The 23,849-nt window shown below is 61.3% G+C and carries 22 protein-coding genes; 14 read left to right on the top strand and 8 right to left on the bottom strand.

The annotated features are described in order from the left end of the window. Position 1: 1 nt before the first annotated feature. From J2T60_RS10345 to J2T60_RS10305, 9 genes are all read left to right on the top strand, one after another. Entirely contained in the window at positions 2-1,219 is a 1,218-nt protein-coding gene (locus J2T60_RS10345; protein ID WP_253449575.1) for a type II secretion system F family protein, read from the top strand. Beyond that, positions 1,219-1,761: a prepilin-type N-terminal cleavage/methylation domain-containing protein gene (locus J2T60_RS10340; protein WP_253449572.1), complete on the top strand. Its 543-nt coding sequence runs from the start codon at positions 1,219-1,221 to the stop codon at positions 1,759-1,761. Before J2T60_RS10345 ends, J2T60_RS10340 begins: the two co-directional genes overlap by 1 nt. An 88-nt stretch (positions 1,762-1,849) precedes the next feature. Further along, positions 1,850-2,440 carry a hypothetical protein gene (locus J2T60_RS10335; protein WP_253449569.1) on the top strand — a complete coding sequence of 197 codons (591 nt, stop codon included), beginning with the start codon at positions 1,850-1,852 and terminating at the stop codon, positions 2,438-2,440. Between the two features lie 183 nt (positions 2,441-2,623). Next, positions 2,624-3,004: a pilus assembly FimT family protein gene (locus J2T60_RS13355; RefSeq protein WP_301288410.1), complete on the top strand. Its 381-nt coding sequence runs from the start codon at positions 2,624-2,626 to the stop codon at positions 3,002-3,004. 73 nt (positions 3,005-3,077) lie between these two features. Then, on the top strand, positions 3,078-3,590 hold the full coding sequence (locus tag J2T60_RS13350) for a prepilin-type N-terminal cleavage/methylation domain-containing protein (RefSeq protein WP_301288409.1): 513 nt from the start codon (positions 3,078-3,080) through the stop codon (positions 3,588-3,590). Then, positions 3,587-4,033, top strand: a complete 447-nt coding sequence (locus J2T60_RS10320) for a type IV pilus modification PilV family protein (protein ID WP_253449566.1) — start codon at positions 3,587-3,589, stop codon at positions 4,031-4,033. Before J2T60_RS13350 ends, J2T60_RS10320 begins: the two co-directional genes overlap by 4 nt. Positions 4,034-4,036: 3 nt before the next feature. Next, entirely contained in the window at positions 4,037-4,882 is an 846-nt protein-coding gene (locus J2T60_RS10315) for a type II secretion system protein (RefSeq protein WP_253449563.1), read from the top strand. Beyond that, on the top strand, positions 4,879-5,304 hold the full coding sequence (locus tag J2T60_RS10310) for a hypothetical protein (RefSeq protein ID WP_253449560.1): 426 nt from the start codon (positions 4,879-4,881) through the stop codon (positions 5,302-5,304). Before J2T60_RS10315 ends, J2T60_RS10310 begins: the two co-directional genes overlap by 4 nt. A 42-nt stretch (positions 5,305-5,346) precedes the next feature. Then, positions 5,347-9,147: a DUF6701 domain-containing protein gene (locus J2T60_RS10305; RefSeq protein WP_366518306.1), complete on the top strand. Its 3,801-nt coding sequence runs from the start codon at positions 5,347-5,349 to the stop codon at positions 9,145-9,147. 82 nt (positions 9,148-9,229) lie between these two features. Here the strand turns inward: J2T60_RS10305 and J2T60_RS10300 are convergent, their stop codons facing one another. The 8 genes from J2T60_RS10300 to J2T60_RS10265 all read right to left on the bottom strand — a co-directional run bounded on the left by J2T60_RS10300 (position 9,230) and on the right by J2T60_RS10265 (position 17,860). Then, positions 9,230-9,994 carry an SDR family NAD(P)-dependent oxidoreductase gene (locus J2T60_RS10300; protein WP_253449555.1) on the bottom strand — a complete coding sequence of 255 codons (765 nt, stop codon included), beginning with the start codon at positions 9,992-9,994 and terminating at the stop codon, positions 9,230-9,232. Then, entirely contained in the window at positions 9,991-10,671 is a 681-nt protein-coding gene (locus tag J2T60_RS10295) for an alpha/beta hydrolase (protein ID WP_253449552.1), read from the bottom strand. The genes J2T60_RS10300 and J2T60_RS10295 overlap by 4 nt, the downstream gene beginning before the upstream one ends. A gap of 239 nt (positions 10,672-10,910) precedes the next feature. After that, positions 10,911-11,825 (bottom strand): oxygen-dependent coproporphyrinogen oxidase, encoded by a 915-nt coding sequence (hemF, locus tag J2T60_RS10290; RefSeq protein ID WP_253449549.1) that lies wholly within the window; start codon positions 11,823-11,825, stop codon positions 10,911-10,913. Further along, positions 11,825-12,412 carry an L-threonylcarbamoyladenylate synthase type 1 TsaC gene (gene tsaC / locus J2T60_RS10285; protein ID WP_253449546.1) on the bottom strand — a complete coding sequence of 196 codons (588 nt, stop codon included), beginning with the start codon at positions 12,410-12,412 and terminating at the stop codon, positions 11,825-11,827. The genes hemF and tsaC overlap by 1 nt, the downstream gene beginning before the upstream one ends. Positions 12,413-12,420: 8 nt before the next feature. Continuing rightward, positions 12,421-14,880 carry a DNA topoisomerase I gene (locus J2T60_RS10280; RefSeq protein ID WP_253449543.1) on the bottom strand — a complete coding sequence of 820 codons (2,460 nt, stop codon included), beginning with the start codon at positions 14,878-14,880 and terminating at the stop codon, positions 12,421-12,423. A 64-nt stretch (positions 14,881-14,944) separates the two neighbouring features. Beyond that, the gene (locus J2T60_RS10275; RefSeq protein ID WP_253449540.1) at positions 14,945-15,430 is read right to left on the bottom strand and encodes a Smg family protein; all 486 of its coding nucleotides are present in this window, start codon (positions 15,428-15,430) and stop codon (positions 14,945-14,947) included. Between the two features lie 7 nt (positions 15,431-15,437). Further along, on the bottom strand, positions 15,438-16,565 hold the full coding sequence (gene dprA, locus J2T60_RS10270) for a DNA-processing protein DprA (RefSeq protein ID WP_253449537.1): 1,128 nt from the start codon (positions 16,563-16,565) through the stop codon (positions 15,438-15,440). Between the two features lie 11 nt (positions 16,566-16,576). Continuing rightward, a complete protein-coding gene (locus J2T60_RS10265; RefSeq protein ID WP_253449534.1) occupies positions 16,577-17,860 on the bottom strand; it encodes a LysM peptidoglycan-binding domain-containing protein in 1,284 nt (427 codons plus the stop codon). A gap of 227 nt (positions 17,861-18,087) precedes the next feature. Here J2T60_RS10265 and def point away from each other — a divergent pair, with 227 nt between their 5' ends. From def to J2T60_RS10240, 5 genes are all read left to right on the top strand, one after another. After that, positions 18,088-18,633, top strand: coding sequence for a peptide deformylase (gene def / locus J2T60_RS10260; RefSeq protein WP_253449531.1), 546 nt, complete (start codon positions 18,088-18,090; stop codon positions 18,631-18,633). 5 nt (positions 18,634-18,638) lie between these two features. After that, entirely contained in the window at positions 18,639-19,616 is a 978-nt protein-coding gene (fmt, locus tag J2T60_RS10255; protein WP_374728485.1) for a methionyl-tRNA formyltransferase, read from the top strand. Next, positions 19,613-20,935, top strand: coding sequence for a 16S rRNA (cytosine(967)-C(5))-methyltransferase RsmB (gene rsmB, locus J2T60_RS10250; RefSeq protein WP_253449525.1), 1,323 nt, complete (start codon positions 19,613-19,615; stop codon positions 20,933-20,935). Before fmt ends, rsmB begins: the two co-directional genes overlap by 4 nt. A gap of 122 nt (positions 20,936-21,057) precedes the next feature. Next, positions 21,058-21,639, top strand: coding sequence for a DUF4390 domain-containing protein (locus J2T60_RS10245; protein ID WP_253449523.1), 582 nt, complete (start codon positions 21,058-21,060; stop codon positions 21,637-21,639). Next, entirely contained in the window at positions 21,621-23,810 is a 2,190-nt protein-coding gene (locus tag J2T60_RS10240) for a sensor histidine kinase (RefSeq protein WP_253449520.1), read from the top strand. The genes J2T60_RS10245 and J2T60_RS10240 overlap by 19 nt, the downstream gene beginning before the upstream one ends. Positions 23,811-23,849: the final 39 nt, after the last annotated feature.

Here is a 23,849-nt window from a genome sequence, read left to right as displayed (position 1 = left end):
CATGCCCATGTATCGCTATAAGGGACGAACCGGACGCGGTGAAGCGGTCAATGGCCGGCTGGAAGCGGAGAGCGCCGATGCCGTGGCCCAGCAGCTGTTCAACACCGGCATCACCCCGATTGATATCGAGCAAAGCGAGGAGAAGCAGGCCGGCGAGGGTATTCGCCATCAACTGCTGAGACCCAAGCCCAAGACCGATGACCTGATCCTCTTCACCCGCCAGATGTATTCCCTCACCAAGGCCGGAGTGCCCCTGATCCGGGGCCTGCGGGGCTTGATCGAATCCACCCGCAATGAAATTCTGGCCGAGGCCCTGGAAGAGGTGGTGGAGCTGCTGGAATCGGGGCGGGATCTGTCCGGCGCCCTGGCCCGACACGCCGATATCTTCGGGCCCTTGTACGTGAATATTGTGCGGGTGGGGGAGAACGCCGGTAACCTGGAAGAATCCTTCCTGCGCCTGTCCCAGTACCTGCAGCTGGACCGGGATACCCGCCGCAAGGTTAAAAGCGCACTCATGTATCCCACCATGGTGGTGGCCGCCATCATGATCGCCATCGGCATTGTCACCATATGGGTGATTCCGGCCTTCTCCAATATGTTCGCCACTTTCGATGCCGAACTGCCCCTGCCCACCCGGGGCATCCTGGCGGTCTCGGGCTTTGCCCAGCAATGGTGGTATGTGATCGTCGGCGGCATTATCGGGGGGCTGATCTGGTTTCGCTGGTGGTCCCGCACCGATACGGGCAGTCGCTACTGGGGGAAATGGAAGCTCAAGATTCCCGCCATCGGCGATATCGTGCTGCGGGCCACCCTGGCCCGTTTCGCCCGCACCTTCGCCATGTGCTTTCGCTCTGGGGTGCCCCTGGTCCAGGCCCTGACCCTGGTTTCCCGGGCCCTGGACAACAACTGGCTGGGTGACCGGGTGGCCAATATGCGCAACGGGGTGGAGCGTGGCGAAAGCCTGCATCGCACCGCCCGTGCCGCCGGGATTTTCACGCCCCTGGTGCTGCAGATGATCCAGGTGGGTGAGGAAACCGGCTCGGTGGATGACATGCTGGAAGAGGCGGCGGACTTCTACGAGCGGGAAGTGGAATACGATATCGAGAATCTGAGCACCATCATCGAGCCCATATTGATTGTTTTCGTCGGTATTCTGGTATTGCTCCTGGCCCTGGGTATTTTCCTGCCCATGTGGGATCTTGCCACGGTCGCCTTCTGATGATGCGCACGACCCATGTTCGCCAGTCCGGCGTTACCCTGATCGAGCTGGTGGTGGTGATCACCCTGGTCATCGTGCTGGTGGCCACCGCCATCGAGAACCTCCTGCCCCTGGCCGGCGAGGCCGAGCGGGTGGCGGTGGAGCGTAACCGGGTAGCAGTGGATACCGCCTTGCGTGGCGAAGCCGCCCAACGTTTGCTGGGGCAAGGTCGGGAGGCAGTGATGGACCTGGAGGGCCACAACCCCGTGTCGCTGCTGGCCCGGCCACCGGCGAATTACCTCGGCGAGCGGGCTAATGCGGACCCCGCGGAGATTCCCCCGGCCCACTGGGTCTGGGACCCGGCTCGCCAAGCCCTGATTTATCGGGTTCGCCATAGCCGCTACTTTCATAGCGAGGCCGGCGAGCCGGCCCACATTCGCTTCCAACTGGCCCGGGAAGGCTCCCAGGATTTGTTCGGCCTCTATTTGCGTCGCAGCCACGATTATCACTGGGAGACCGACGGCAGTGAGCTGGCCCGCTGGCTGCCGGGCGGGGCAGATTGAGCCCGATTGGCGGATGACGGTGCCAATGCTAAAGTTGCCTCTTTAAAGTTATGTCAACTTCATCCGCCGCTGGCAGAAAAGGACCGTCATGGACGTTCAGGCCCTGATTATTGAAGCCCTGACCCTGTTTTTCATGCTGGTAGGCCTGATGGCCGCCGCCCTTGGGCTTATCCTTATGCTCGCCCCCGACGGCTTTGAGCGCATCGCCGCCGGCATGAATCGGGAGTGGTCCACCCGCCGGGCCATGAAGGACCTGGAGATCCCCCGCTACTACGAGCGCTTCTTCTACCGCCACCACCGCTGGACCGGCGGTCTGCTGCTGGCCGCGGCAGCCTATTTCTTTCTGGCCTTCGCCCTGCAGCACAGCCCGGCGGAGCTGGGGGCCACATTGCCGGGCCTGGCTTGGGTCTGGGAAAGCGTTTTCTGGCTTTTGATCGTGGCCAATCTAACCGCCGCTGTCCTGGCCCTGGTAATCCTGATGCGCCCCAGCACCCTCAAACCCCTGGAGCGGGCCGCCAATCGCTGGGTGTCCGTGCGCCGGGCCACCCGCGGTCTGAATCCTGTGTTTCACGGGGTGGAACAGCTGGCCCGCCGACACCACCGGGCCGTGGGTTTCCTGCTGCTGCTGGCCGGGGGATTCCTGTTGGTGAGCTTCGGCGTCCTGTACACGACCGGCTGAACCGAACCATCCATCCTGAAATCACCACCAATTGGCATATTTTGACATAAAACGGCTGTTAATTTAGCCAAAAAACCGCTACTCTCCCATCGTCCCCAGGTGGCGGCTGCGGCTGCCGTCCGGGTGTCTCAAAAGTACGTAACATATGTCGGCTGCGGCCGACCTGAAAGAGGTCATTGAATAATGCGTAATCAAAAAGGTTTTACCCTGATCGAACTGGTCGTGGTGCTGGTCATCCTCGGCATCCTCGCCGCCGTGGCCGTGCCGCGGTTTATTGATTTGAGTGAGGAAGCTTCTCAGGCAGCTGTCGAAGGTGTTGCTGGTTCTTTGAGCTCCGCCGCTGCAATTAACTATGCTGCTTCGCGGGCTGGCTCCGAAGAGGCGACCAATATTGATGCCTGTGACGATGCTGGTGGCTTGTTGCAAGGTGGCCTGGACGAAGACCGGTTTACCCCTTCTGGCCCCAGCGACTTGGATGATGGTGATACTGCGGAATGCACCGTGACAGATGATGACAACGATGTTTCCGCTACTTTCCAACTGATTGCTGTCGATACTGACTGATCAGTATCGGGTCATGCAGTCTGAAGTAGCGAAAACGCCCACTCCGGTGGGCGTTTTCATTCATACTTAGCCCATGTTCCGCTCATTCCAAAATACCTTGGGGTTTTTGCCAACACGGCGGCGCTTCAGGTCTCAAGCCGGCTTCACCCTGGTGGAGCTGGTCATGGTGCTGGTCATCCTGGGCGTATTGGCCGTGGTGGCCGTGCCCCGTTTTACCGGTGGGACCCCCTACGAGGCCCGGGGCTATCTGGACGAGTTAAGCTCGGCCGCCCGCTACGCCCAGCTGCAGGCCACGGTGACCGGCTGTCAGGCCCGTTTTCAGGTGGCCGGCGGTGATTACCGCCTGGATCATGCAGATAACTGTAGCCCCGGCGATTTCGGCAATACCCCTATTCCCCATCCCAGCCGCGGTGGCCCTTTCCAGGGCAGCCTGCCCAGCGGGGTTTCGGCCTCGGATGTGACGGTGGTCTTTGATGCCCTGGGTGTGCCGCTCAGCGGTGGCGGCAGTGCCGTGACGGTGTCCGGTGGCGGTTTCTCGGGCAGCTTTCTTATTCATGATCAGACCGGCCATGTGGTGAGGCAATGAAGGGCCTTCTGCGACAGCGTGGCGTCACCCTGATCGAGCTGATCATCAGCATCGTGGTGATCGGCATTGCCGCTGCCGCCATTCTCGCTGTTTATACCACCGTGATCCGCGCCAGCGCCGACCCCATGATCCGCGCCCAGGCCATCGCCATTGGCGAGGCCTATATGGAAGAGATCCTGGCCCAGCCCATCTCGGGTTCCGCCAGCCCCGGTGATGACCGGGCCGATCTGGACAATGTCCCGGCCTATGACGAGCTGTCGGACAGTGGCGCGCACAATGCCGAGGGTGAGCCCATTGACGGCCTGGAGGATTATCAGGTCGACGTCTTGGTCACGGCCGATAACACCTTTGCCACCGGCAATGAATTTCGCATTGATGTCAGTGTCGCGGATCAGGCCGGTACCGTGAATATCACCCTCAGTAGCTGGCGGGTGGGGGAATAGAGGATGCCGCACTCCCATCGTCCGTCCGCTTTAAGATCAGTTCAGGCTGGCTTCACCCTGGTGGAGTTGGTCATAGTAATTGCCATTACCGGCATCGTGGCCGCGGTGGGGGGTATTCTGATTACCGGTACAGTCGATGGTTATCTGGACCAAACGCGCCGCGCCGAACTGGTGGATACCGCCGACCGAGCTTTGCGCCGCATGAGCCGCGAGATTCGTCCCGCCCTGCCCAACAGCCTGCGCACCTGTGCCGGCGATAGCTGTATCGAGTTTCTGCCCACCGTGGCCGGCGCCCGCTATCGAGTCGGGCCCGGCCCTGCCCCGGTGGGCGGCGACCCGGCGCGGCGGCTGCGCTTCAATCAGGCCGATGATAGCTTCAACAGCACCGGCCCGTTGGGACTCGCTGATGGCAGTTATTCAGGCCTGCGGGTCTCGGTCTACAACACGGGGCAGGCCGGCAATGATGCCTGGCAAAGTGGTCAGAGCATGAGCGCCCCCGGTGTCACCCTAGCGGCCGATCCGAATGTGGCCGGTGAAACCCGCGTGACATTAAACAATGCGCATCAATTTCCCCTGGCCTCGCCCCGCCAGCGTTTCCATCTGGTGGATGCCCCGGTGGCCTTCGCCTGCCAGGGGCGGGAACTGCGACGTTTCAGCGACTATGCGCCGGGTGACGACTTCACTAACGGCGACAGCGCCGTGCTGGCAAGCAATGTGGAAGACTGCCGTTTCGACTACATACCAGGTACGTCCACCCGGGCCGGCTTGTTGAGTCTCAAGTTGGTGTTGGAAGACGAGGGCGAGCAGGTTCGTCTGCTTCATCAGGTTCATGTGGATAACGCGCCATGATGGTCCAACAGCGAAAAGCGGTGGCGCGCGGAGGCGCTGAGGCGCAGAGAGGGGTGGCGCTGATTGCTGCCTTGTTCCTGCTGGTGGCCTTGGGTGCCCTGGCGGTTTATCTGGTGACCATCAGCGGCGTCCAGCAGCAAACCCCCACCCTCTCGGCCGATGCCGCTCGCGCCTACTATGTCGCTCGTGGCGCTGCTGAGGCTGCTGGCTTTCAGGCCTCGGAAAACAATGCCTGTCCGGCCAGCTTTCCCGATTCCCTGAATGACTTCGATTTAGAGATGACTTGCCAGCAAGTGAGTAGTCACCAGGAAGCTGGTGACACTTTCAGTATCTATCGCATTACCACCACTGCCAGTCGTGGCACCTACGGAAGCGGCAATTTTGTATCCCGGTCCGTGGAGAAAACGGCCATTAGTCAGTAATGCCTGGCAAGCTATTGTGTAAGTGGCGTTCACAGTATCAGGATGGTTAATCACCGCCTCAACACAGTGACAATCGTTCACATGACCAGACAGATGCCTGCTCAACAAATTAAGCGATGGACGTTGCTCGCCCTTCTTGGGTGCATGCTCTGTCTGCCCGGAATCGGGACAGCTGGGACCCTGACCCCGGCAACGGGCGGCGAGGCCATTCCCTCAGAAACTGCAGGGGGTGAGTACACGTCATTGACCGGCCCTGTCTATCAAGAAGCCAATTCTCAGGATATCAGCACTGGAACCATTGTCCTCACGGTGCCCAATGGCTTTGAATGGGATACTTCCGCACCGCTTCCTACTGCTCTGGTTGAGCGTACAGGGACAGGGGGGCAGAATATCAACCGGCTTAGTTCGGGTGAGCGAATCACCGCAAGCTCGGTCACCGAAGAACAAATCACCTTCACCATCACCCATGCCAGCAGCGGCGGCAGAAATTCCAATAGGCTGACATTTGAAGGTCTGCGGGTCCGCCCTCAGCAGCTTGATCCTCCTGCTTCCGGTCACATTGTGCATCAAGGCACCTCCCAAATTGACAATGTTCAGGCTGGCACCACTAGCTGGGGCTTCCTGAATCAAGTGGGTATGGATGAAGCGGTTGTCCTAACCGCAAATGGCGCCTTGGAAGAGCTCACCGTGGCCGCGGGTGAGACTGTAGTGTTCGAAGCTCAAGCGAACAATTGTCCAGATTCGGGGCAATGGCGTGATAGTTGGGACTATGGTGACGGAAGCATGGACACGCAACAGCTGGCATCCTCCAGCTGCGAGCGATCACCCATCGAACAATCAAGAGTCTATGATTCCCCGGGAACGTATGAGGCCAGCTTTACTAGTGAGTATTGTACCTTCTGGTTGTTCTTCTTTTGTGCCGGTAGTTGGGCAGAACATGGAAGCGATACCGTTACGATAATCGTCGAAGACGAAGCAATTGATGCAGAAACCGTGATTGACTATCGCATGGAGGCTGAGTCCTGGAACGGCGCAAGCGGGGAGGTGGAAGACAGCTCGGGATATGACAATGATGGGACCGCTTTTGATGGCGCCGATACGGACGACGAGAGCCCGGTTAGATCGGGTGATCCCGGCACCTGCCGATACGCAAGTATTCCCTCCGATGGTCGGATCAGTACGTCGGCCCCTTCGGAGCTACAACAGCCCGATGAATTCAGCGTCGCTTTCTGGTTTCGTGCCCAGGACGTTTCCCCCCAGGATTCCATATTAAGTATCGGCGAGCTGAATGGTACCTATGCTCGGCCGGTGGAAATCCTGCGTAATGCGGATGGCATTCTTCGAGTCGTGATCACCGATGAAGGAAATAATGAGCAGACATTGGGCCATGATGCCAGCGCCTTCAGTGGTGAGTGGGTACATATTGCAGTCACCCGACGTCTCGGTGATGCGCCCGGGGCCAATCAGCAAGTCGTGGAGCAGCTCTATGTGAATGGGGAGTTGGTGGATTTCAATGATGATGAACGGCCTAACCCCCCTTCCTTGATGATGGCTGATGATATCCATATCGGTGGCCTGCCAGGTGCCTACTCGGGGGCAGCAGACTACGATGATGTGGTTTTTGCCGAGGGTGCCTTGGCTCAGGATGGGATTGAATTCCTGAGGGATCGCGACCTTCCCTGCCCCACAGCTCAACTCGATCATATACGCCTGACTCACCCCCAAAGTGGATTGACCTGTAGCCCTTCTGAAGTCTCCGTGCAAGCTTGTGCCGACGCTGCTTGTAATGAATTCTTCGAGGAAGTAGTGGATCTGGCTTTCACTTCACCCGGGGGCAATTGGAGTGACAACCCCATCAGCTTCACGGATACCGCATCCGTACTTCTGCAATACACCCAGGCCGAAACCATCACCGTGTTTGCCGAGGCCACGGAACCGGAGGCGGCCAACCCCACCCGTTGTTTCTCGGCGGGTGTGGAAACAAATTGTGAGATGGACATTGCCAGTGCCGGATTCGTGCTGGATGTCCCCGACCATGTTTCCGATGAGGTAGTCGGCGGCACCGTAACAGCGGTTCGGGAAGATGATGAGAGTCCACAATGTGTGCCCGGCTTTAGCGATGAAAGCAAGTCGGTGGGCTTTTCTCAAAGCTATAGCAATCCGGATAGTGGTTTCCTCTCGGTGCTACTCAACGGCACAGCCTTGGGCGATGATAATGACTACACGCCGCTGAGCCTGGATTTCGATGCCGAGGGGGTGGCCGAGGTGGATTTGCAGTATCCAGACGTGGGGGAAGTGCAGCTCAACGCTCGCTATGAAGGAGATGATCTGGAAGAGGGGCTGGTCATGCTGGGCCAGGGCAGTTTCATCGCTCGGCCGGATCACTTTACGGTGGTGGCGCGGTCGGAGAATATGAGTATTCCCGAAGACAGTGGCGCCAGTGGTCCGGATGGGCCCATCTTTGCTACTGCCGGGGATGAATTCGAGATTGAAGTCTCGGCTCGTAACCTGAGTGGCGATGTGACGCCCAATTTCGGTCAGGAAAGCCCGGCGGAGACGGTTGAGCTTGAGGTGGACCTGGCCGAGCCAAGTGGTGGCAACAATCCCCCGTTGAGTGGGGATCTCAACCCCTTCGGCAGTGATTGCGATGGGGATGAAGCCCCGGGCCTTGCCTGTGGTGAATTCAGTTGGGCGGAAGTGGGGATTCTGGCAATCACCCCGCGCCTGGCTGGCGGGCAATATCTGACCATGCCGGATAGCGATGTGGTGGGGCAGAGCACGGATAATATCGGCCGCTTCGTGCCTGCTTACTATAGTGTCAGCCGTAGCGGCCCCGAGCTGGCCGCTGCCTGCACCCAGGACGAGCCTTACAACTATCTGACCCGGCCCATGTCGTTCAATGACAATGCCGAGCTGACGGTAACCGCGCGTAACAGCGATGGTCTGCTGACCGAGAATGCCGAGGGAGTATGGTGGCGTTTTGAGGACCGAAGCGGCGAGACTAGCCGTTCTGGAGGAGACTTTCGCTACCGGGACTGCCAGATCGAGAACGATGATGACTTTACCGATTGTGATGGCCTGGCTGACACCATCCCGGCCCTGGCGGTGGACCCGGGGGCAGTAAGCATTGCCGAGAACACCGGTGATTCTGTCAGCGGTGGCACGGCTCGTCTGGTTTTTGGTGATGGCGGCGGCAATGGTCTGTTCGGCCACCGCTGGACTTCGGCCAACGGTGCACCGGATATCCCACCGTTTCAGGCCGATTTCCGGACCCGTGTCCGCATTGTGGATGAGGATGATATTCCCTTCCGCCGCTTCGAGAACGACAGTGTGGTGGAAGAGACCTGGTATGAGCTGACCCTGCCGGTGGAAGAGGATGCCGAACAACGGCATGGCCGCCTGGCCATCGGCAATGCCCACGGCTCCGAGCTGCTCGATCTGCAAGCCCGGGTGGTGGTGGAATCCTTCCAGGAAGATACATCGGGTCAGGCGTGGTGGCGCGTTAACAGTGACGATGCCTGTAGTGATGAGGTTGAGCTGACCGTGGAAGCGCAAACCGCCTCCACCCCCGCTACGCTCATTGAGAGCGGTGACGGCTGCGGTTTCCCCGAAGGGTTTGACAAGGTATGGCGCGAGACGGCCCAGGACGGCGATTTCAATGCCTGGTTCCAGTGCAGCAACGAGGTGGGTAGTCACCGTGTGAACGCCGAGACCCTGCCCGAATGGTTGCGATACGATTGGTCCGGTGATGACGATGCCCATGATCAGGCACCCGATGGCATCATTACCTTCGGTATCCACCGTGGCCCGGATCGCCGGATTGATTTCCGGGAAGCCCGTTAGGGAGAGTGTATTGAAACTGTGGGAGTGGAGGTGTCGGCTAGGGCCGTGGGATAGTCATTAAATCGGTGATCAGTTTTTTGGTTTATTGCCTCAGGTGGGAGGCCCCATTCACATCAATAATCGTCCCGGTGGCGAATTCAGCACCAGGCGAGGCTAGCCATAAAACGGCGGCGGCCACATCGGAGGGTCTGGCGGTGCGGCCCAGGGGGCTTTGGGCGCGGATGGCGTCTCCCGTCAGGCTGTTGAGCAGGTCTCGGGTCATGTCGGTCTCCACAAAGCCCGGCGCCACACCCGAGACGCTTACGCCATCACCACCCAGTGCCTGGGCCAGGGATTGGGTCAGAGCATTGAGCCCGGCCTTGCTGGCACCATAGGCCGGGGCTTCGGGCTCACCCCGGAAGGCACCCCGGGAGGAGATATTGATGATCCGTCCCTGGCCGCTCGCCGCCATGGTCTTGCCCAGCAGAAAGCTCAAGTGGGCCGGGCCACTGAGATTGAGCGCCAGAGTTTCGTCCCAGATCTTCTGCCATTCCGTGAAATCCATCTCCGAGACCGGCTTGTGGCGGAAAACGCCGGCATTGTTCACCAGCACATCCAGCGGACCGAGTGTCGTCTCGACTTCATCGGCCAGGCGTTGGCAGTCGGCCACTTCATCCAGACGCGCTTGAAACAGCTGATGGCTGTCGCCGGGCAGGTCCAACAGGGCCGACTCGGCGGCTTCCCGGTCACTGGCATAATGCAGCCCTACCGTGGCCCCGCCCTGGGCGAAGCCGCGGGCACAAGCCAGGCCGATGCCCCGATTGGCGCCGGTGACCAGGACCCGGTAACCCTCGAAGGTGGTGTTCATTCGCCCTTCCCGAACAGACTCAGCAGCCAGGCTCGAATGTGGCCGATCTCCTGGGGGCAGACCGCATGGGGCATGGGGTAGGTGCGCCATTTCACCGGGTAGCCCAGCCGTTCCAGGTGGCGGAAGGAGGCCTCGCCCAGATTGGGGGCCACCACCGGGTCCTGGGCGCCGTGGGCCATGAAGATGGGTAGCTCACGGTTGGCGCTGCTGGCTTCTTCTTCCAGCGATTCGGCCTTGGGCAGATAGGTGGACAGGGCAATCAGCCCGGCCAGGCGATGGGGGTGGCGCAGGGCGGTATGCAGGGCCACCGCGCCGCCCTGGGAGAAGCCGGCAATCACAATGCGGTCGTCGGCAATCCCCCGCTTGCGTTCCTGTTCAATCAGGCGGGTGACGGTGGCGGCGGATTCGTCGATGCCGGCCAGGTCCTGGGGGGAGTTGCGTTCCAGGCTCACCAGGTCATACCAGGCCCGCATGGGCATGCCGCCGTTCAGTGTCACGGGGCGGACCGGTGCGTGGGGGAAGATAAAGCGAGCCGATAAGGCCCCGTCCAGCTGCATCTGGGGCACCATGGGCTCGAAATCATGGCCGTCGGCTCCCAGGCCGTGCAGCCAGATAATGCTCACCTCCGGCTCATCGCCGGTGCTCATTTCCACGCAATCAATGCTCTGCTGATTCATCGGGGTGTCCTGTGTCGAGTGCGTGGGCAGTTTAACAAATGCTGGGGGGTGTAGCGGGTAAGGAAAGGCGGACACGAAGAACACGAAGGAAGGCAGAAGGACACGAAGGATGGAAAAGCCCGTAGGAGCGAATTTATTCGCGATTATGCTTTATGCTGCCACCAAACTATCCAGCCACGCCAATCGCGGATGAATCCGCTCCTACCACGGCCCTCCCACAGCCAGTCTCCGTCAACTCCTCAAACCCAGTCGCGGGGCACCAGATAGTGTGAGTAAAGCTCGGCTTCGGGGGTGCCGGGGTCGGGGTGGTAGTCGTATTCCCAGCGGGCGCGGGGGGGCATGGACATGAGGATGGATTCGGTGCGGCCGCCGGATTGCAGGCCGAACAGGGTGCCCCGGTCATAGACCAGGTTGAATTCCACATAGCGGCCCCGGCGATAGAGCTGGAACTCCCGCTCCCGTTCGCCATAGTCATGGTCACGACGGCGCTGGACGATAGGTTCATAGGCGGGCAGAAAGTGGTCCCCCACCGAGCGCATGAAGGCGAAGCTGTCAGCAAAGCCCAGCTCATTGAAATCATCAAAGAACAGCCCGCCGATCCCCCGGGGCTCATCCCGGTGCTGGATGTGGAAATACTCATCACACCATTGCTTGAAACGCGGATAGAGGGAATCGCCATGGCGCAGGCAAGCGGCCCGGGCCTGTTCATGCCAGTGGCGGCAATCCTCGTCGAAGCCGTAATAGGGGGTGAGATCAAAGCCGCCGCCGAACCACCATACTGGGTCAGCGCCGGCCTTCTCGGCCACGAAGAAGCGGACATTGAGATGGGTGGTGGGCACATAGGGGTTCCAGGGGTGCATCACCAGCGAGACCCCCATGGCCTCAAAACCCCGTCCGGCCAACTCCGGGCGGCGGGCCGAGGCCGAGGCAGGCAGGGAATCGCCCATCACATGGGAGAAGCTCACCCCCCCCCGTTCAAACAGATCCCCCTCGGTCATGACTCGGCTCTCGCCGCCGCCGCCCGCTTCCCGGGTCCAGGCATCGCGATGGAAGCACCCGCCCCCATCCAGGGCCTCCAGAGACTTCGTGATCCGGTCATGGAGGTCGTGGAAGTAGGCCTTGACCGCCTGTTTGTCCACCGGTTCTTGTTTCATTATTCGCCTCGCAATACCTTGCCGCTGGCCAGTTCCCGAATCTCACTGGGCCCGTTGCGCCCGCCCACGGCCCCGTCCAGCAAGTAATCCAGGCCGGAGGGAAACGCGGCGGCCACCTCGTCGGCATCGGTCAGCGCGGGCTGGCCGGACGGGTTGGCGCTGGTGGAGGTGACCGGCCCGCGAAACTGCTGGCAGAGCTCGCGGGCCAGGCTGTGATCCGGTACCCGCACCGCCAGGGTATCGCGGCCGCCGGTGAGCCAGTCGGGGCAATCATCGGCCGCCGGCACAATCCAGGTGACCGGACCGGGCCAGCTGGCGTTAAGGGTGTCCCGGTCACGGCGATTCAGGGGATGGAGCAGGGGCTCCAGTTGCAGCAGGGAGGCCCCGATCACAATCAGGCCTTTGTCGAAGGGGCGTTGCTTGAGGCTCAGCAGTTTTTGTACGGCCTCGCCGTTGAAGGCATCACAACCCAGGCCATAGACCCCTTCGGTGGGATAGGCCACCAAGCCCCCGGGCCTGAGTGCTGCGATCGCGGCATTCAGGTCCGTGCCCCGGGGAGACGCCGAGCTGGCAGACGGGTTCGTCATGGTCGGGGCTAGCTTTCCTTGACCGCCTGTTTCTTGCCGGTCTTTTTCTTTTTGGCGGCCTTTTCCTTCGCCGACTTTTTCTTGCCGGCTTTCTTCTTGCTCGCCTTCTTCTTGGCGGTTTTCTTCGTGGTCTTTTTGCTGGCGGCTTTTTTGCCTGCCTTCTTGCGACGCCCAAAGCGGCCCTTTTTCTCGGGGGCGTTGGCAATCATCTCCCGGCACTGGGGCAGGGTCAGGTCCTTGGGTTCCTGATCCTTGGGCACACTGACGTTCTTGTTGCCGTCGGTGACATAGGGGCCGAAGCGTCCCTTGAGGACGCGAATCCCCTCGTCCTTGAAGTCATGGATGATGCGCTCGGCATCGGCCTTTTTCTTCTCGGCGACGATTTCCAGGGCCCGGTCCAGCTTGATGGTGTAGACATCGTCTTCTTCCCCCAGGGAGGCGAACTTGCGCCCGTATTTCACATAGGGGCCATAGGGGCCGATATTGGCCTGCACCGGCTCACCTTCCGGCGTCTCGCCCAGTTCCCGGGGCAGGTTGAACAGGGCCAGGGCCTCGTCCAGCTCGACGTTGTCGATCTTCTGACCCGGCCGCAGGCCGGCGAACTTGGGCTTTTCCTCATCGTCCTTGGTGCCGATCTGGACGAAGGGCCCGAAGCGGCCCCAACGCACACTGACTGGCCGGCCACTCTTGGGGTCGGTGCCCAGGTCGCGGGCTTGTACCGCTTCTTCCCGACTGACCGATTTTTCCTTGTCTTCCACCCGTTCATGGAAGGGGCCCCAGAAATCCTGCATCAGGGGAATCCAGTCCTTCTCGCCACGGGAGACCGCATCCAGCTCGTCTTCCAGCTTGGCGGTGAAGTCGTAATCCACGTAACGGGTGAAGTGCTTGGTCAAGAAGTCATTGACCACCTTGCCCACATCGGTGGGGAAGAAGCGCTTGCGATCCATTTCCACATATTCCCGGTTCTGCAGGGTGGAGATGATCGAAGCGTATGTAGACGGGCGACCGATGCCGTATTCTTCCAGGGTTTTCACCAGGCTGGCTTCCGTGAAGCGCGGCGGCGGCTCGGTGAAGTGCTGTTCGGTGATCAGTTGCTGCAGTGTCACCGTCTCGCCTTCTTCCAGCGGCGGCAGCAGCTTGTCTTCGTCGTCGTCCGCCTTCTTGTCGTCATAGGATTCCTGATAGACAGCAATGAAGCCGGGCTCCACCAGCACCGAGCCGGTGGCGCGGAAGGTATTGCCGGGCCCGCAGGCCAGATCCACGCCCACGGTATTGAACAGGGCATGCACCATCTGACAGGCCACGGTCCGCTTCCAGATCAGCTCATAGAGACGGAACTGATCCCGATCCAGCACCTGCTTGAGGCTGTCCGGCGTGCGGGCCGCAGAGGTGGGGCGGATGGCCTCATGCGCCTCCTGGGCGTTTTTGGCCTTGGTGCGATAGGTGCGCGGGGCCTCCGGCACATTCTCGCTGCCGTAGCGTTGCTTGATCACGTCGCGGATTTCACTCACCGCCTCGCCGGCCAGGGCCAGGGAGTCGGTACGCATATAGGTAATCAGACCAGTGGCGCCTTCGCCCAGGTCCAGGCCTTCATACAGCTGCTGGGCCAGACGCATGGTGCGCTGGGCGCCGAAACCGAGCTTGCGCGAGGCTTCCTGCTGCAGGGTGGAGGTGGTGAAGGGCGCGGCCGGGTTCCGCTTGCGCTGCTTCTTCTCGACCTTGGCCACTTTCAGCGCGCCGTTGGCGGCGGCCTTCAGCTTCGCTTCCACTTCCTGCGCCTGCTCCCCATTGGTGATGGAGAACTGCTTGACCTTCTCGCCCTGGTATTCGGTGAGCTTGGCCTGGAAGCCTTGACCGTCCTTGTCGGCTTCGGCGTCAATGCTCCAGTATTCCTGCGGTTCAAAGGCTTCGATGTCCCGCTCCCGCTCCACGATCATGCGCAGGGCCGGCGACTGGACCCGGCCGGCGGACAGGCCGCGCTGGATCTTTTTCCAAAGCAGGGGGGAGAGATTAAAGCCCACCAGATAATCCAGGGCCCGGCGGGCCTGCTGGGCATTGACCAGCTCGGCGGAAATCTCTCGCGGGTCCTCAATGGCCTTCTTAATGGCACTCTTGGTGATCTCGTGGAAGACCACCCGATACACCTGTTTGCCCTTGAGTGCGTTGCGTTCCCGCAGCAACTCCAGCAGATGCCAGGCAATGGCCTCCCCTTCCCGATCGGGGTCAGGCGCCAGGTAGAGGGCATCGGCCTTTTTCAGGGCCTTCTCGATGGCATCCACATGTTTCTTGTTGCGCTCGATGACGTCATAGCGCATGGCGAAGCCTTCATCCGGCTTGACCGCGCCTTCCTTGGGGACCAGGTCCCGGACATGGCCGTAGGAGGCCAGGACCTTGAAGTCCTTGCCGAGATATTTCTCGATGGTGCGGGCCTTGGCCGGGGATTCGACGATAACCAGATGACTGCTCATGGCGCCTTTTTGTTGTCAGCTAAACGCAAGTGGGATGACGGGCCCGGAAGCCATCCGAGCCGCTTTAGTGCACGTGGCCCGGGGTGTCGTCAAAGACCAGGTCTTCCATTCGGGCATATTCTTCTTCCTGGCCCGGCTGGTTGAACAGCAGCATCAGCACGATCCATTTCACCTGGTCCAGGTCCACCGAGGGGGACTCCAGGGCCATGATGCGATCAATCACCCGTTCACGCTGCAGGGGATCCAGGATGCCAATCTGTTCAATATAGATGAGAAATCCACGGCATTCCGGGGAAATCCGAATCTGTTCCAGGGGGCTGAATATCCGTACCGACTCCCGGGTCACCGTCTGTGACTCCAGGATTTGGCCCCCGTCGGCCAGATCTTCCAGCCACTGGAAGGCCTTTTGAATCTCGGTGGAAGGGAAACCGGCTTCCTCGAGTTCGCTAAACAGGGTGGCCTGGTCGGTCTCCTGTTCTTCCATTTCCTCGCCCATGTAGTTCTCGAACAAATACATGAGCACGTCGAGGACGTTTTCTTTGGTTCGCATGCTCTTGTCAGCTCCTGCGCGTGTAGCGACCACCCGGGGCGGATTCAATGCGACCTTCCAACTCCAGCATTAGCAGCATGGAGGATACCGTGGCGGCGGTCAATCCAGACCGTTCCACGATCAGGTCCACCGGTGTGGGCGAGTAATCCACCGCTTCCAGCAGGCGTGTGTAAGTCGGATCGCCCTCCGTATGACTGTCAGAGGGTGCCGCCTTTGCCTCAGGGGAGGACGGAGTCGGTGACTGCAGGGACACCACGTCCCGCAGCTCCTCGAAGATGTCGTCAGTGGACTCGACCAGCTTGGCCCCGGCGCGAATCAGGCGATGGCAGCCCCGCGCCAACGGATTGTGAATCGATCCCGGCACCGCAAATACCTCCCGGCCCTGTTCGCCAGCCAGGCGGGCGGTGATCAAAGAACCGCTGCGAAGGGCGGCTTCCACCACCAGGGTGCCCAAGGACAAACCCGCTATTATACGGTTTCTGCTTGGAAAATGCCTCCGGCGGGGCTGGGTGCCCGGCGGATACTCGCTCACCAGACAGCCCTGGGCGGCTATTTGTTCCGCCAGTTCGGCATTGGATCGGGGGTAGGGGATGTCCACGCCACAGCCCAGTACAGCCACCGTGGGGCCGCCGGCCTTGACCGCACCCCGATGGGCGGCGGCGTCCACGCCCATGGCCAGACCGCTGGTGATCACCAGCCCCATGCGGGACAGAGCGGCGGCGAAAGCCTCGGCGGTCTCGCGACCCCCCCGGGTGGGGTTGCGGCTGCCCACCATGGCCAAGCCCGGATCGTGGAGGTGTTCGGTTTGTCCGCGGCAATACAGCAGGGGGGGTGGGTCGTTCAGCTCACGCAGTTGTTGGGGATAGGCCGGGTCCAATTCATGCAGGACATGGTGGTCCTCGGCTTCCAGCCAGCGCAGGTCCGCTTCCACCCCGGCCCAGTCCGGTTCGCCCAGCTGGCGGCGGGTGGCCTCTCCCAGTTGAAAGCCCGACAGCGTCCGCTCCGACGCCTGAAACACGGCTCGGGGCGACATAAAGTGCTCAAGCAGGCGCTCCCTGGCTGTTGCACCCAGGCCCGGTATGCGGGCCAGGGCCAACCAGGCCGCCAGTTCTTCGTCCTTGGATTCCTGGCTCAAATCGCTATCGTTCAGTTGAAACGGCGTTCACGGGTTTGCGGCGTGCGGATCCTTTGACGGGGATTGCGGATCATGTCCCCTTCCGATATTTCCTTTTCGGCCCGCATCACCAAGGCAAAGCTTACTTCCTCTTCTACCCGGTAGATCAGCGCCAGGCCAATGGTCTCGTCCGGCAAGCGAACCTGGCGACTAAAGCGGCCCTGCTCACGATCCCGGACTCGTTCGCCCCGTTCCAGGATCTCCAGGACATGGCCCATGGCCAGGCCATGATCGCTACCGCGATTGAAGACCACCGTCTGGTACTGGCCGATCAGCTCGCCTTCCTCAATAGAGGTGATCACCTGGCCGTCGATTTCATCGTCCGGCGCGCGGGGGTAGAAATCCCGCTCCAACACCCGGTCTTCCACCGAGAAAAGCCGATCCCCTTCCAAGGCTTCCCGATTCGCCTGGGTGACAAAGAAGGTGGCCGGGTCGCCGCCGCGCTGCAGCTCGGCCTGCCCCACGTAAATGGCTTCCTGGCCCAGCAGGCGGCCGGTTTCCGGGTCACGGTAATCCTGGCCCGGGCGCATGATGGTGAAGCGGCGGGCATCGGTATCGTTCAGATTGCGAACATAGATCCGGTCACCGGCGCTGGTCATCAGACGGCCGTCCTCCGAGCGCAGCAGATAGGGGGCATCATCGATCATCTCCCGGGTCATCAGCTGGGGCCGACGCAGCAGGGGGCGGATGGTGTCGATGGGGATGAAGGGGATCGCCCGGGGCAGGCCTTCCACCCGAACCTGCGGGCTCAGCCGTTCAATGGGCAGAGTGGTCTGGTAAATCTCGCCGTCGCGCTCGATCTGCAGATGAGGACGACCATCCCGGTAGAACAGGGTGATGACATCACCCGGATAGATCAGATGAGGGTCCCGGATTTGGCGATTGATGTGCCAGATCTCCGGCCATAGCCAGGGGTCCTGCAAAAACATCTCGGAGATGTCCCATAGGGTATCGCCCCGCTGGACAATGTACTCCCGGGGGGCGGTTTCCGCCGGTTCCACCGGGGCCGGGTCGGAGACAAAGGTCTCTTCCGGCGGTGCTTCTTCGACCGTTTCTTCGGCCTCTTCCGGTGCCGGTTCCGGGGTGCCCCCGCAGGCGGTGGTCAGCGCCAACACGGCGATGCTCGCCCAGGCCAGCCCGCGGATCAGGATCCGGGGCGCGGTGGCGGGAAGGGGGTCGCTCAGGCCTCGGGCGGCATGGATGGAAGAATTCACCGGGTTTGCCGCTGCCGGGCCATGATGGACTGCCTTGGCCATGATCGTTCGCTCCCCTCGTCCTATACTTGCTGATGCTGTGTTACGAAACCGCTCGAGGTGGGCGGTTTCGGCTGCGCCTGTCAGGCTCGGAACCCCCTGCCGCTCGGCTTGTCTCAGGCATTGAGCGGCCTGCAGATTCGGGTCGGTTTCTAGTACAATAGTAACAATAGCAGCAATCTATCTGGAATTGCACGAATTTTACCAATCCGTTTCGCGTCGGAGCCGTCATGTCGAAACTCACTATTCTGCGCTATCCCGACCATCGTCTGCGTCGCAAGGCCGAGCCCGTGGCGGAGGTCAATGATGAGATCCGGCAATTGGCGGATGACATGCTTGAGACCATGTATGACGCTCCCGGCATCGGTCTGGCGGCAACCCAGGTTAATGTCCAGAAGCGCGTACTGGTGATTGATGTCTCTGATGACCGTTCCGAGCCCCGGGTCTTTATCAATCCGGAGATTCTGGAAAAGCGGGGCGAAGAGGTCATGGAAGAGGGCTGTTTGTCCGTCCCCGGGATCTTTGCCGAGGTCAAGAGAGCGGATTGGGTCCGGGTTAAGGCACTGGGCCGGGATGGTGAGTCTTTTGAAATGGAAGCCGATGGCTTGCTGGCGGTGTGCATCCAGCACGAGATCGACCATCTCAACGGCAAGCTGTTTGTGGATTATCTGTCCGAGCTCAAGCGCCGCATGGTCCGGAAACGCCTGGAAAAGGAGCGCCGGGCCATCCAGGCTGGCCGCAAGGAACCCGAAAAACCCGCCCAGCCGGTTATTTGAGCCGGATGTCCTTGCCCGATAACGCCGCCGGCGGCCTGCGCATCGTCTATGCGGGCACGCCGGATTTTGCCGTCCCCGCCCTGGATGCCCTGCATGATGCCGGGCATCAGGTGGTGGGCGTCTTTACCCAGCCGGACCGACCGGCGGGTCGCGGGCGTCGTCTGCAGCCCTCCCCCGTCAAGCAGGCCGCCCAGTCGCTGGATATCCCCGTTTACCAGCCTCAGCGGCTGGACGCCGAGGCGCAGGCCGACCTAAAGGCCCTGGCCCCGGATCTCATGGTGGTGGCCGCCTATGGTCTGATACTGCCCCGGGCGGTGTTGATACTGCCCCGGATGGGCTGCATTAACATTCATGCCTCCCTGCTGCCTCGCTGGCGTGGGGCTGCCCCCATTCAGCGGGCCATTCAGGCTGGCGATGACGAGACCGGCATCACCATCATGCAGATGGATGAAGGCCTGGATACCGGCCCCATGCTGATGCGCCGCCCGCTACCCATCGCCGCCGATGAAACCGGCGGCAGTCTGCATGACAAGCTTGCCGCGCTTGGGGGGAACTGCATTCTGGATGTGGTGGACGGTCTCGCCATGGGACGTATCAAGGCCGAGCCGCAACCCGAGACCGGGGTCTGTTACGCCCGTAAGTTAACGAAGGCCGAAGCCTTGATTGACTGGAATGCGCCAGCGATGAATATCGAACGACAAGTGCGGGCCTTCAATCCCTGGCCTGTGGCTCAGACCCAATGGGGGAAACGCGTACTTCGTATTCATTCTGCCCACCTTCATCAAGGCGATAGGCAGGCGGCCCCGGGGCGAGTGATACGGGCCGGCAAGTCGGGGGTGGTGATTGCCTGTGGCGAGGGGGCGCTGGTACTGGAGACTGTGCAGTTGCCCGGTAAACGCCCCATTTCCGCGCGGGACCTGGCCAATGCCGGGCTAAAGGCCGGGGTGATGTTGGGCCGGGATGCGGAGACGAATACGCGATGAAAAAAGCCGACACCCGGGCCCGGGCCGCCGAATTGATTCACGCTGTCATGGCGGAGCAGGCAAGCCTCAGCGATCGCCTGCCGCGGGCCCGCCAGGGCTTGTCGGCCCGTGATGGGGCCCTGTTGCAGGCCCTGGTGTTCGGTACCCTGCGTCAGGGTCCAAGGCTGGAGTGGATACTGGGCCGCCTGCTGGACAAACCCCTACGTAAGCGGGACCGCATTATCAATGCCGTGATGCTGCTGGGGCTTCACCAACTGGTCGCCACCCGCGTTCCCACCCATGCGGCTCTGTCTGAAACCGTGGAGGCGGCCCGAGCCTTGGGCCGGCCCCGCGCGGCCGGTCTGGTGAATGCCGTTTTGCGCCGTTTCCAGCGCGAAAAGGAAGCCCTCTGGGAGGCTGCTGAAGCCGTTCCCACCGCCCGATGGCAGCATCCGGAATGGTTGATTCGCCAATGTCAGTCGGATTGGCCCGGGGACTGGGAAGGCATTCTGGCGGCGGGCAACGCCCCGCCCCCCATGATTCTGCGAGTCAATCAGCAGCAGGGCGGGCGGGATGCCTTTCTGGCACGACTAGCCGAGGCCGACATCGAGGCTCGCCCTGGACCCCATGCCCCGGACGCGGTCTGGCTGTCACAGCCTTGCAGCGTGGATCAGTTACCCGGCTTTGCCGAGGGCCTCTTTTCTGTTCAGGACGAATCTGCCCAGCAGGTGGCCGGACTGATGCAGTTGGCTCCCGGCCAGCGGGTGCTGGATGCCTGTGCTGCCCCCGGTGGCAAGACCGCCCATATGCTGGAGTCCTGTCCGGACATCGCTCATATGCTGGCCCTGGATGTCGATCCGGATCGACTGGGGCGGGTTCGCGAGAATCTCGATCGCCTTGGCTTGTCGGCGGACATTCGGGCGGGGGATGTGGCCCATCCCGAGTCATGGTGGGATGGCGAGTCCTTTGATCGCATCCTGCTGGACGTGCCCTGTTCCGGCACGGGCGTGATTCGGCGCCATCCGGATATCAAGTATCTGCGCCGGTCGAATGACGCAGCTGGCCTGGCGGAAAAGCAGGCCGCGATCCTGGCGGGGGCCTGGTCCATGCTGGCGCCGGGCGGACGTCTGCTCTATACCACCTGCTCCATTTTTCGGCAGGAAAACGAGGGCGTTCTTGAGCGTTTCCTGGCAGCGCAACCGGATGCCTTGCCCCAATCCCTGACATTGCCTGCGGCCGTGCCAGCCGGCCCCGGAATCCAGTACCTGCCCCGGATCGATGGAGGGGACGGCTTTTACTATGGGGCTCTGGAGAAAACCGGAAAGCCGAAGCGGGCGTGAACATCAGGGCAAGAAAAATTTTCCGGGAACCTATCTTTTTCGCCGTGATCGATACACAATCCTGTATTGATAACGCAACGGTGTCTGTTTCCCGCAACGCCCTTGTAAGACGTGACCGCTCCATGTATCAGGCCTCGCATAAATCTTTTCCTGTATCGGCGCTTAGCTGGCTGCTGGTGATTGTGCTGTGCCTGTTTGCCGCCAAGCTGTACGCCGGCAGCATTACCCTGATTACCGGCTTTACCGAAGAAGTGGATGGCGTCCATTATCTCAATGCGGATGTACGCTATAGTCTCAGCGACGAGGCCCTGGATGCCCTGGAAAACGGCTTGCCCCTGCGGGTCAAGGTGGAAGTGGAAGTGATTCGGCCACGTTTCATGTGGCGGGATGCCACTGAAACCGGCTTTGAGCGTTCCCACAAAATCCAGTTCCAGCCGCTGACGCGTCTGTACGTGGTGGAAAACGCCCAGACTCAGCGACGGCAAAGCTTTCAAACCTACGGGGCGGCCATCTCCGAAGTCAGTCGTATTGAAGATGTCCCGGTCATCGATGAGGCGCGGCTGGATCCGGACACTCGTTACGAAATCCGCATGCGGGTGCATCTGGAGATCGAAGAGCGCCCTGACGGGCTCGGCCTGATTGCCCGCCTGTTCGCCAATTCCCGTCTTTCCAGTGGATGGTATCAGTGGACCCTTCGTTCCTGAGAAAACTCGGTCTTACCCTGCTGACGCTGTTCGGCTTGGCCTTGATGCTGGCCGCGCTCTGGATGCTGGCGGAAACCACCCAGCGGGAGGCCACTGATTTTGATCGCCTGCACGACTGGTTGCTGGGCTTCAATATTCTGGGCGTGGCCCTGCTGGTCATCTTGCTGGGTTTCAATCTCGGTCATCTGATCATTCAGTACCGAGCTCGTCGGCCCGGCTCCCGATTAACCGCTCGTTTTGTCGGCGTCTTTGCGGTACTGGCGCTCGTGCCGGTCATCCTGGTGTTCTATTTCTCCCTGCAGTTCATCACCAAGGGCATTGATTCCTGGTTTGATGTCCGCATCGAGTCGGCCCTGGAGGAATCCCTGGCCCTCAGTCGTGCCGCACTGGAAAGCCGGATGCGGGATCAGGAAGCCCAGACCGAAGTGGTGGCACAGAATGTGGCCGGACTTTCGATGGATGTTCTGGCCTCCCGGCTGGAGTCCTATCGTCGTGAGCTGGAAGCCACGGAACTGACCGTGTTTTCCAGTGATGGACAGATACTGGCCACCAGCGGCGAGTTCGGCCGGGGCTTTCTGCCCAGCCAGCCACCCCGGGAGTTGATCAGCCAGGCCCGTCGCAGCGGCAGTTATGTGGGGCTGGATTCGCCGGAAGCCGAGGGGGAACTGATCCACGTGCGTGCCCTGGTGACTTTGCCGGAGCCGGAGCGACTGGCTTCCCCCAGAATTCTGCAGGCCCGTTTCCCGGTGCCGGCCCGCCAGAGCCAGCTGGCCGAGCGGGTCCAGACCGCCTGGCAGCAATACCGGGAGCTGGATTTCTATCGGGCGCCGATCCGCATCAGTTTCGTGTTGACCCTGTCACTGGTTTTGCTGCTCAGTCTTTTGCTGGCCATCGTCGGTGCCTTTCACTTCGCTCGTCGCCTGGTGGCACCGATCCAGGATTTGGCCGCCGGGACCCGGGCCGTGGCCCGGGGCGAGCTGGACACCCGATTACCGCTACGGGCCCATGATGAGGTGGGCTTTCTCGCCCTGTCCTTCAATGAAATGACCCGTCGTTTGCAGGAGGCCCGGGAGCAGGCGGCGCGCAGCCGCCGGGAAGTGGAAGCAGAGCGGGCTTATCTGGAGGCGGTACTCGCCCGACTCACCTCGGGGGTGATTGCCCTGGACTCCGATCTCAAGATTCGGGCGGCCAATGCTGCCGCCGAGCAGATTCTGGAACTGGAGCTGTTACCGGAGACCGGCCGGCCGCTGATGGAGCTGGCCGGCACCTCGCCCCGCCTGAAGGTGCTGGCCGACCGGGTTATGGCGCATATTCATCAGGGCGATGCCGAATGGCATGAAGAGCTGGCCCTGCCCGGTCGCACCCTGAGGCGACTGCTCATCTGCCGTTGCAAGGCCTTGCCGTTCCCGGGCGAGGACGAGCCGGGTCATGTGATCGTTTTTGACGATATCACCATGCTGGTCCAGGCACAGCGGGATTCAGCCTGGGGGGAGGTGGCCCGGCGACTGGCCCATGAAATTCGTAATCCCCTGACCCCCATCCAGCTGGCGGCGGAGCGGATTCGGCACAAGTATCTGGAGCGGGTGGATGATGCCGGTACCCTGGACCGGGCCACCCACACCATCGTTCAGCAGGTGGAGGCCCTCAAGGCCATGGTCAAGGCCTTTAGCGACTATGCCCGCAGTCCCGACCTGGAGTTCACCCTGCTGGATATCAACCAGTTGATCATGGAGGTGGCGGATCTCTATCGAGGACTGGATGATGGTCCCCATCTCTCCCTTGATCTCGATACGGACTTGCCGCGGGTTCGGGCGGACGCCGGGCGTATCCGCCAGGCCCTGCACAATCTGGTTCGCAACGCCCAGGAGGCTTCCCGGTCCGAGGACGGGGCCCGGGTACGAATTGTCAGCCGCCGTCTGGTATCCGATGTCCAGACCGACCAGGTGGAAGTGGTGGTGGAGGACGACGGGCCCGGTTTCGGCGACGATATGGGCAATACGGTCTTTGAACCCTATGTCACCACCAAGCCCAAGGGAACGGGCCTGGGCCTGGCCATCGTGAAGAAACTGGTGGAGGAGCATGGGGGCCTGATCCGGGCGGGCAACCGTGAGGCCGGCGGGGCCCAGATCATCATGCAGATTCCCATTAATGCACCGATGGAGACTTCCTGACTTCACTTGAGCGTCTCCGCGCTATAAGGTTGTCATCCC

It is taken from the genome of Natronospira proteinivora, from assembly GCF_024170465.1.
Lineage (GTDB): Bacteria > Pseudomonadota > Gammaproteobacteria > Natronospirales > Natronospiraceae > Natronospira > Natronospira proteinivora.
This window is presented reverse-complemented; position numbering and strand designations above follow the sequence as displayed.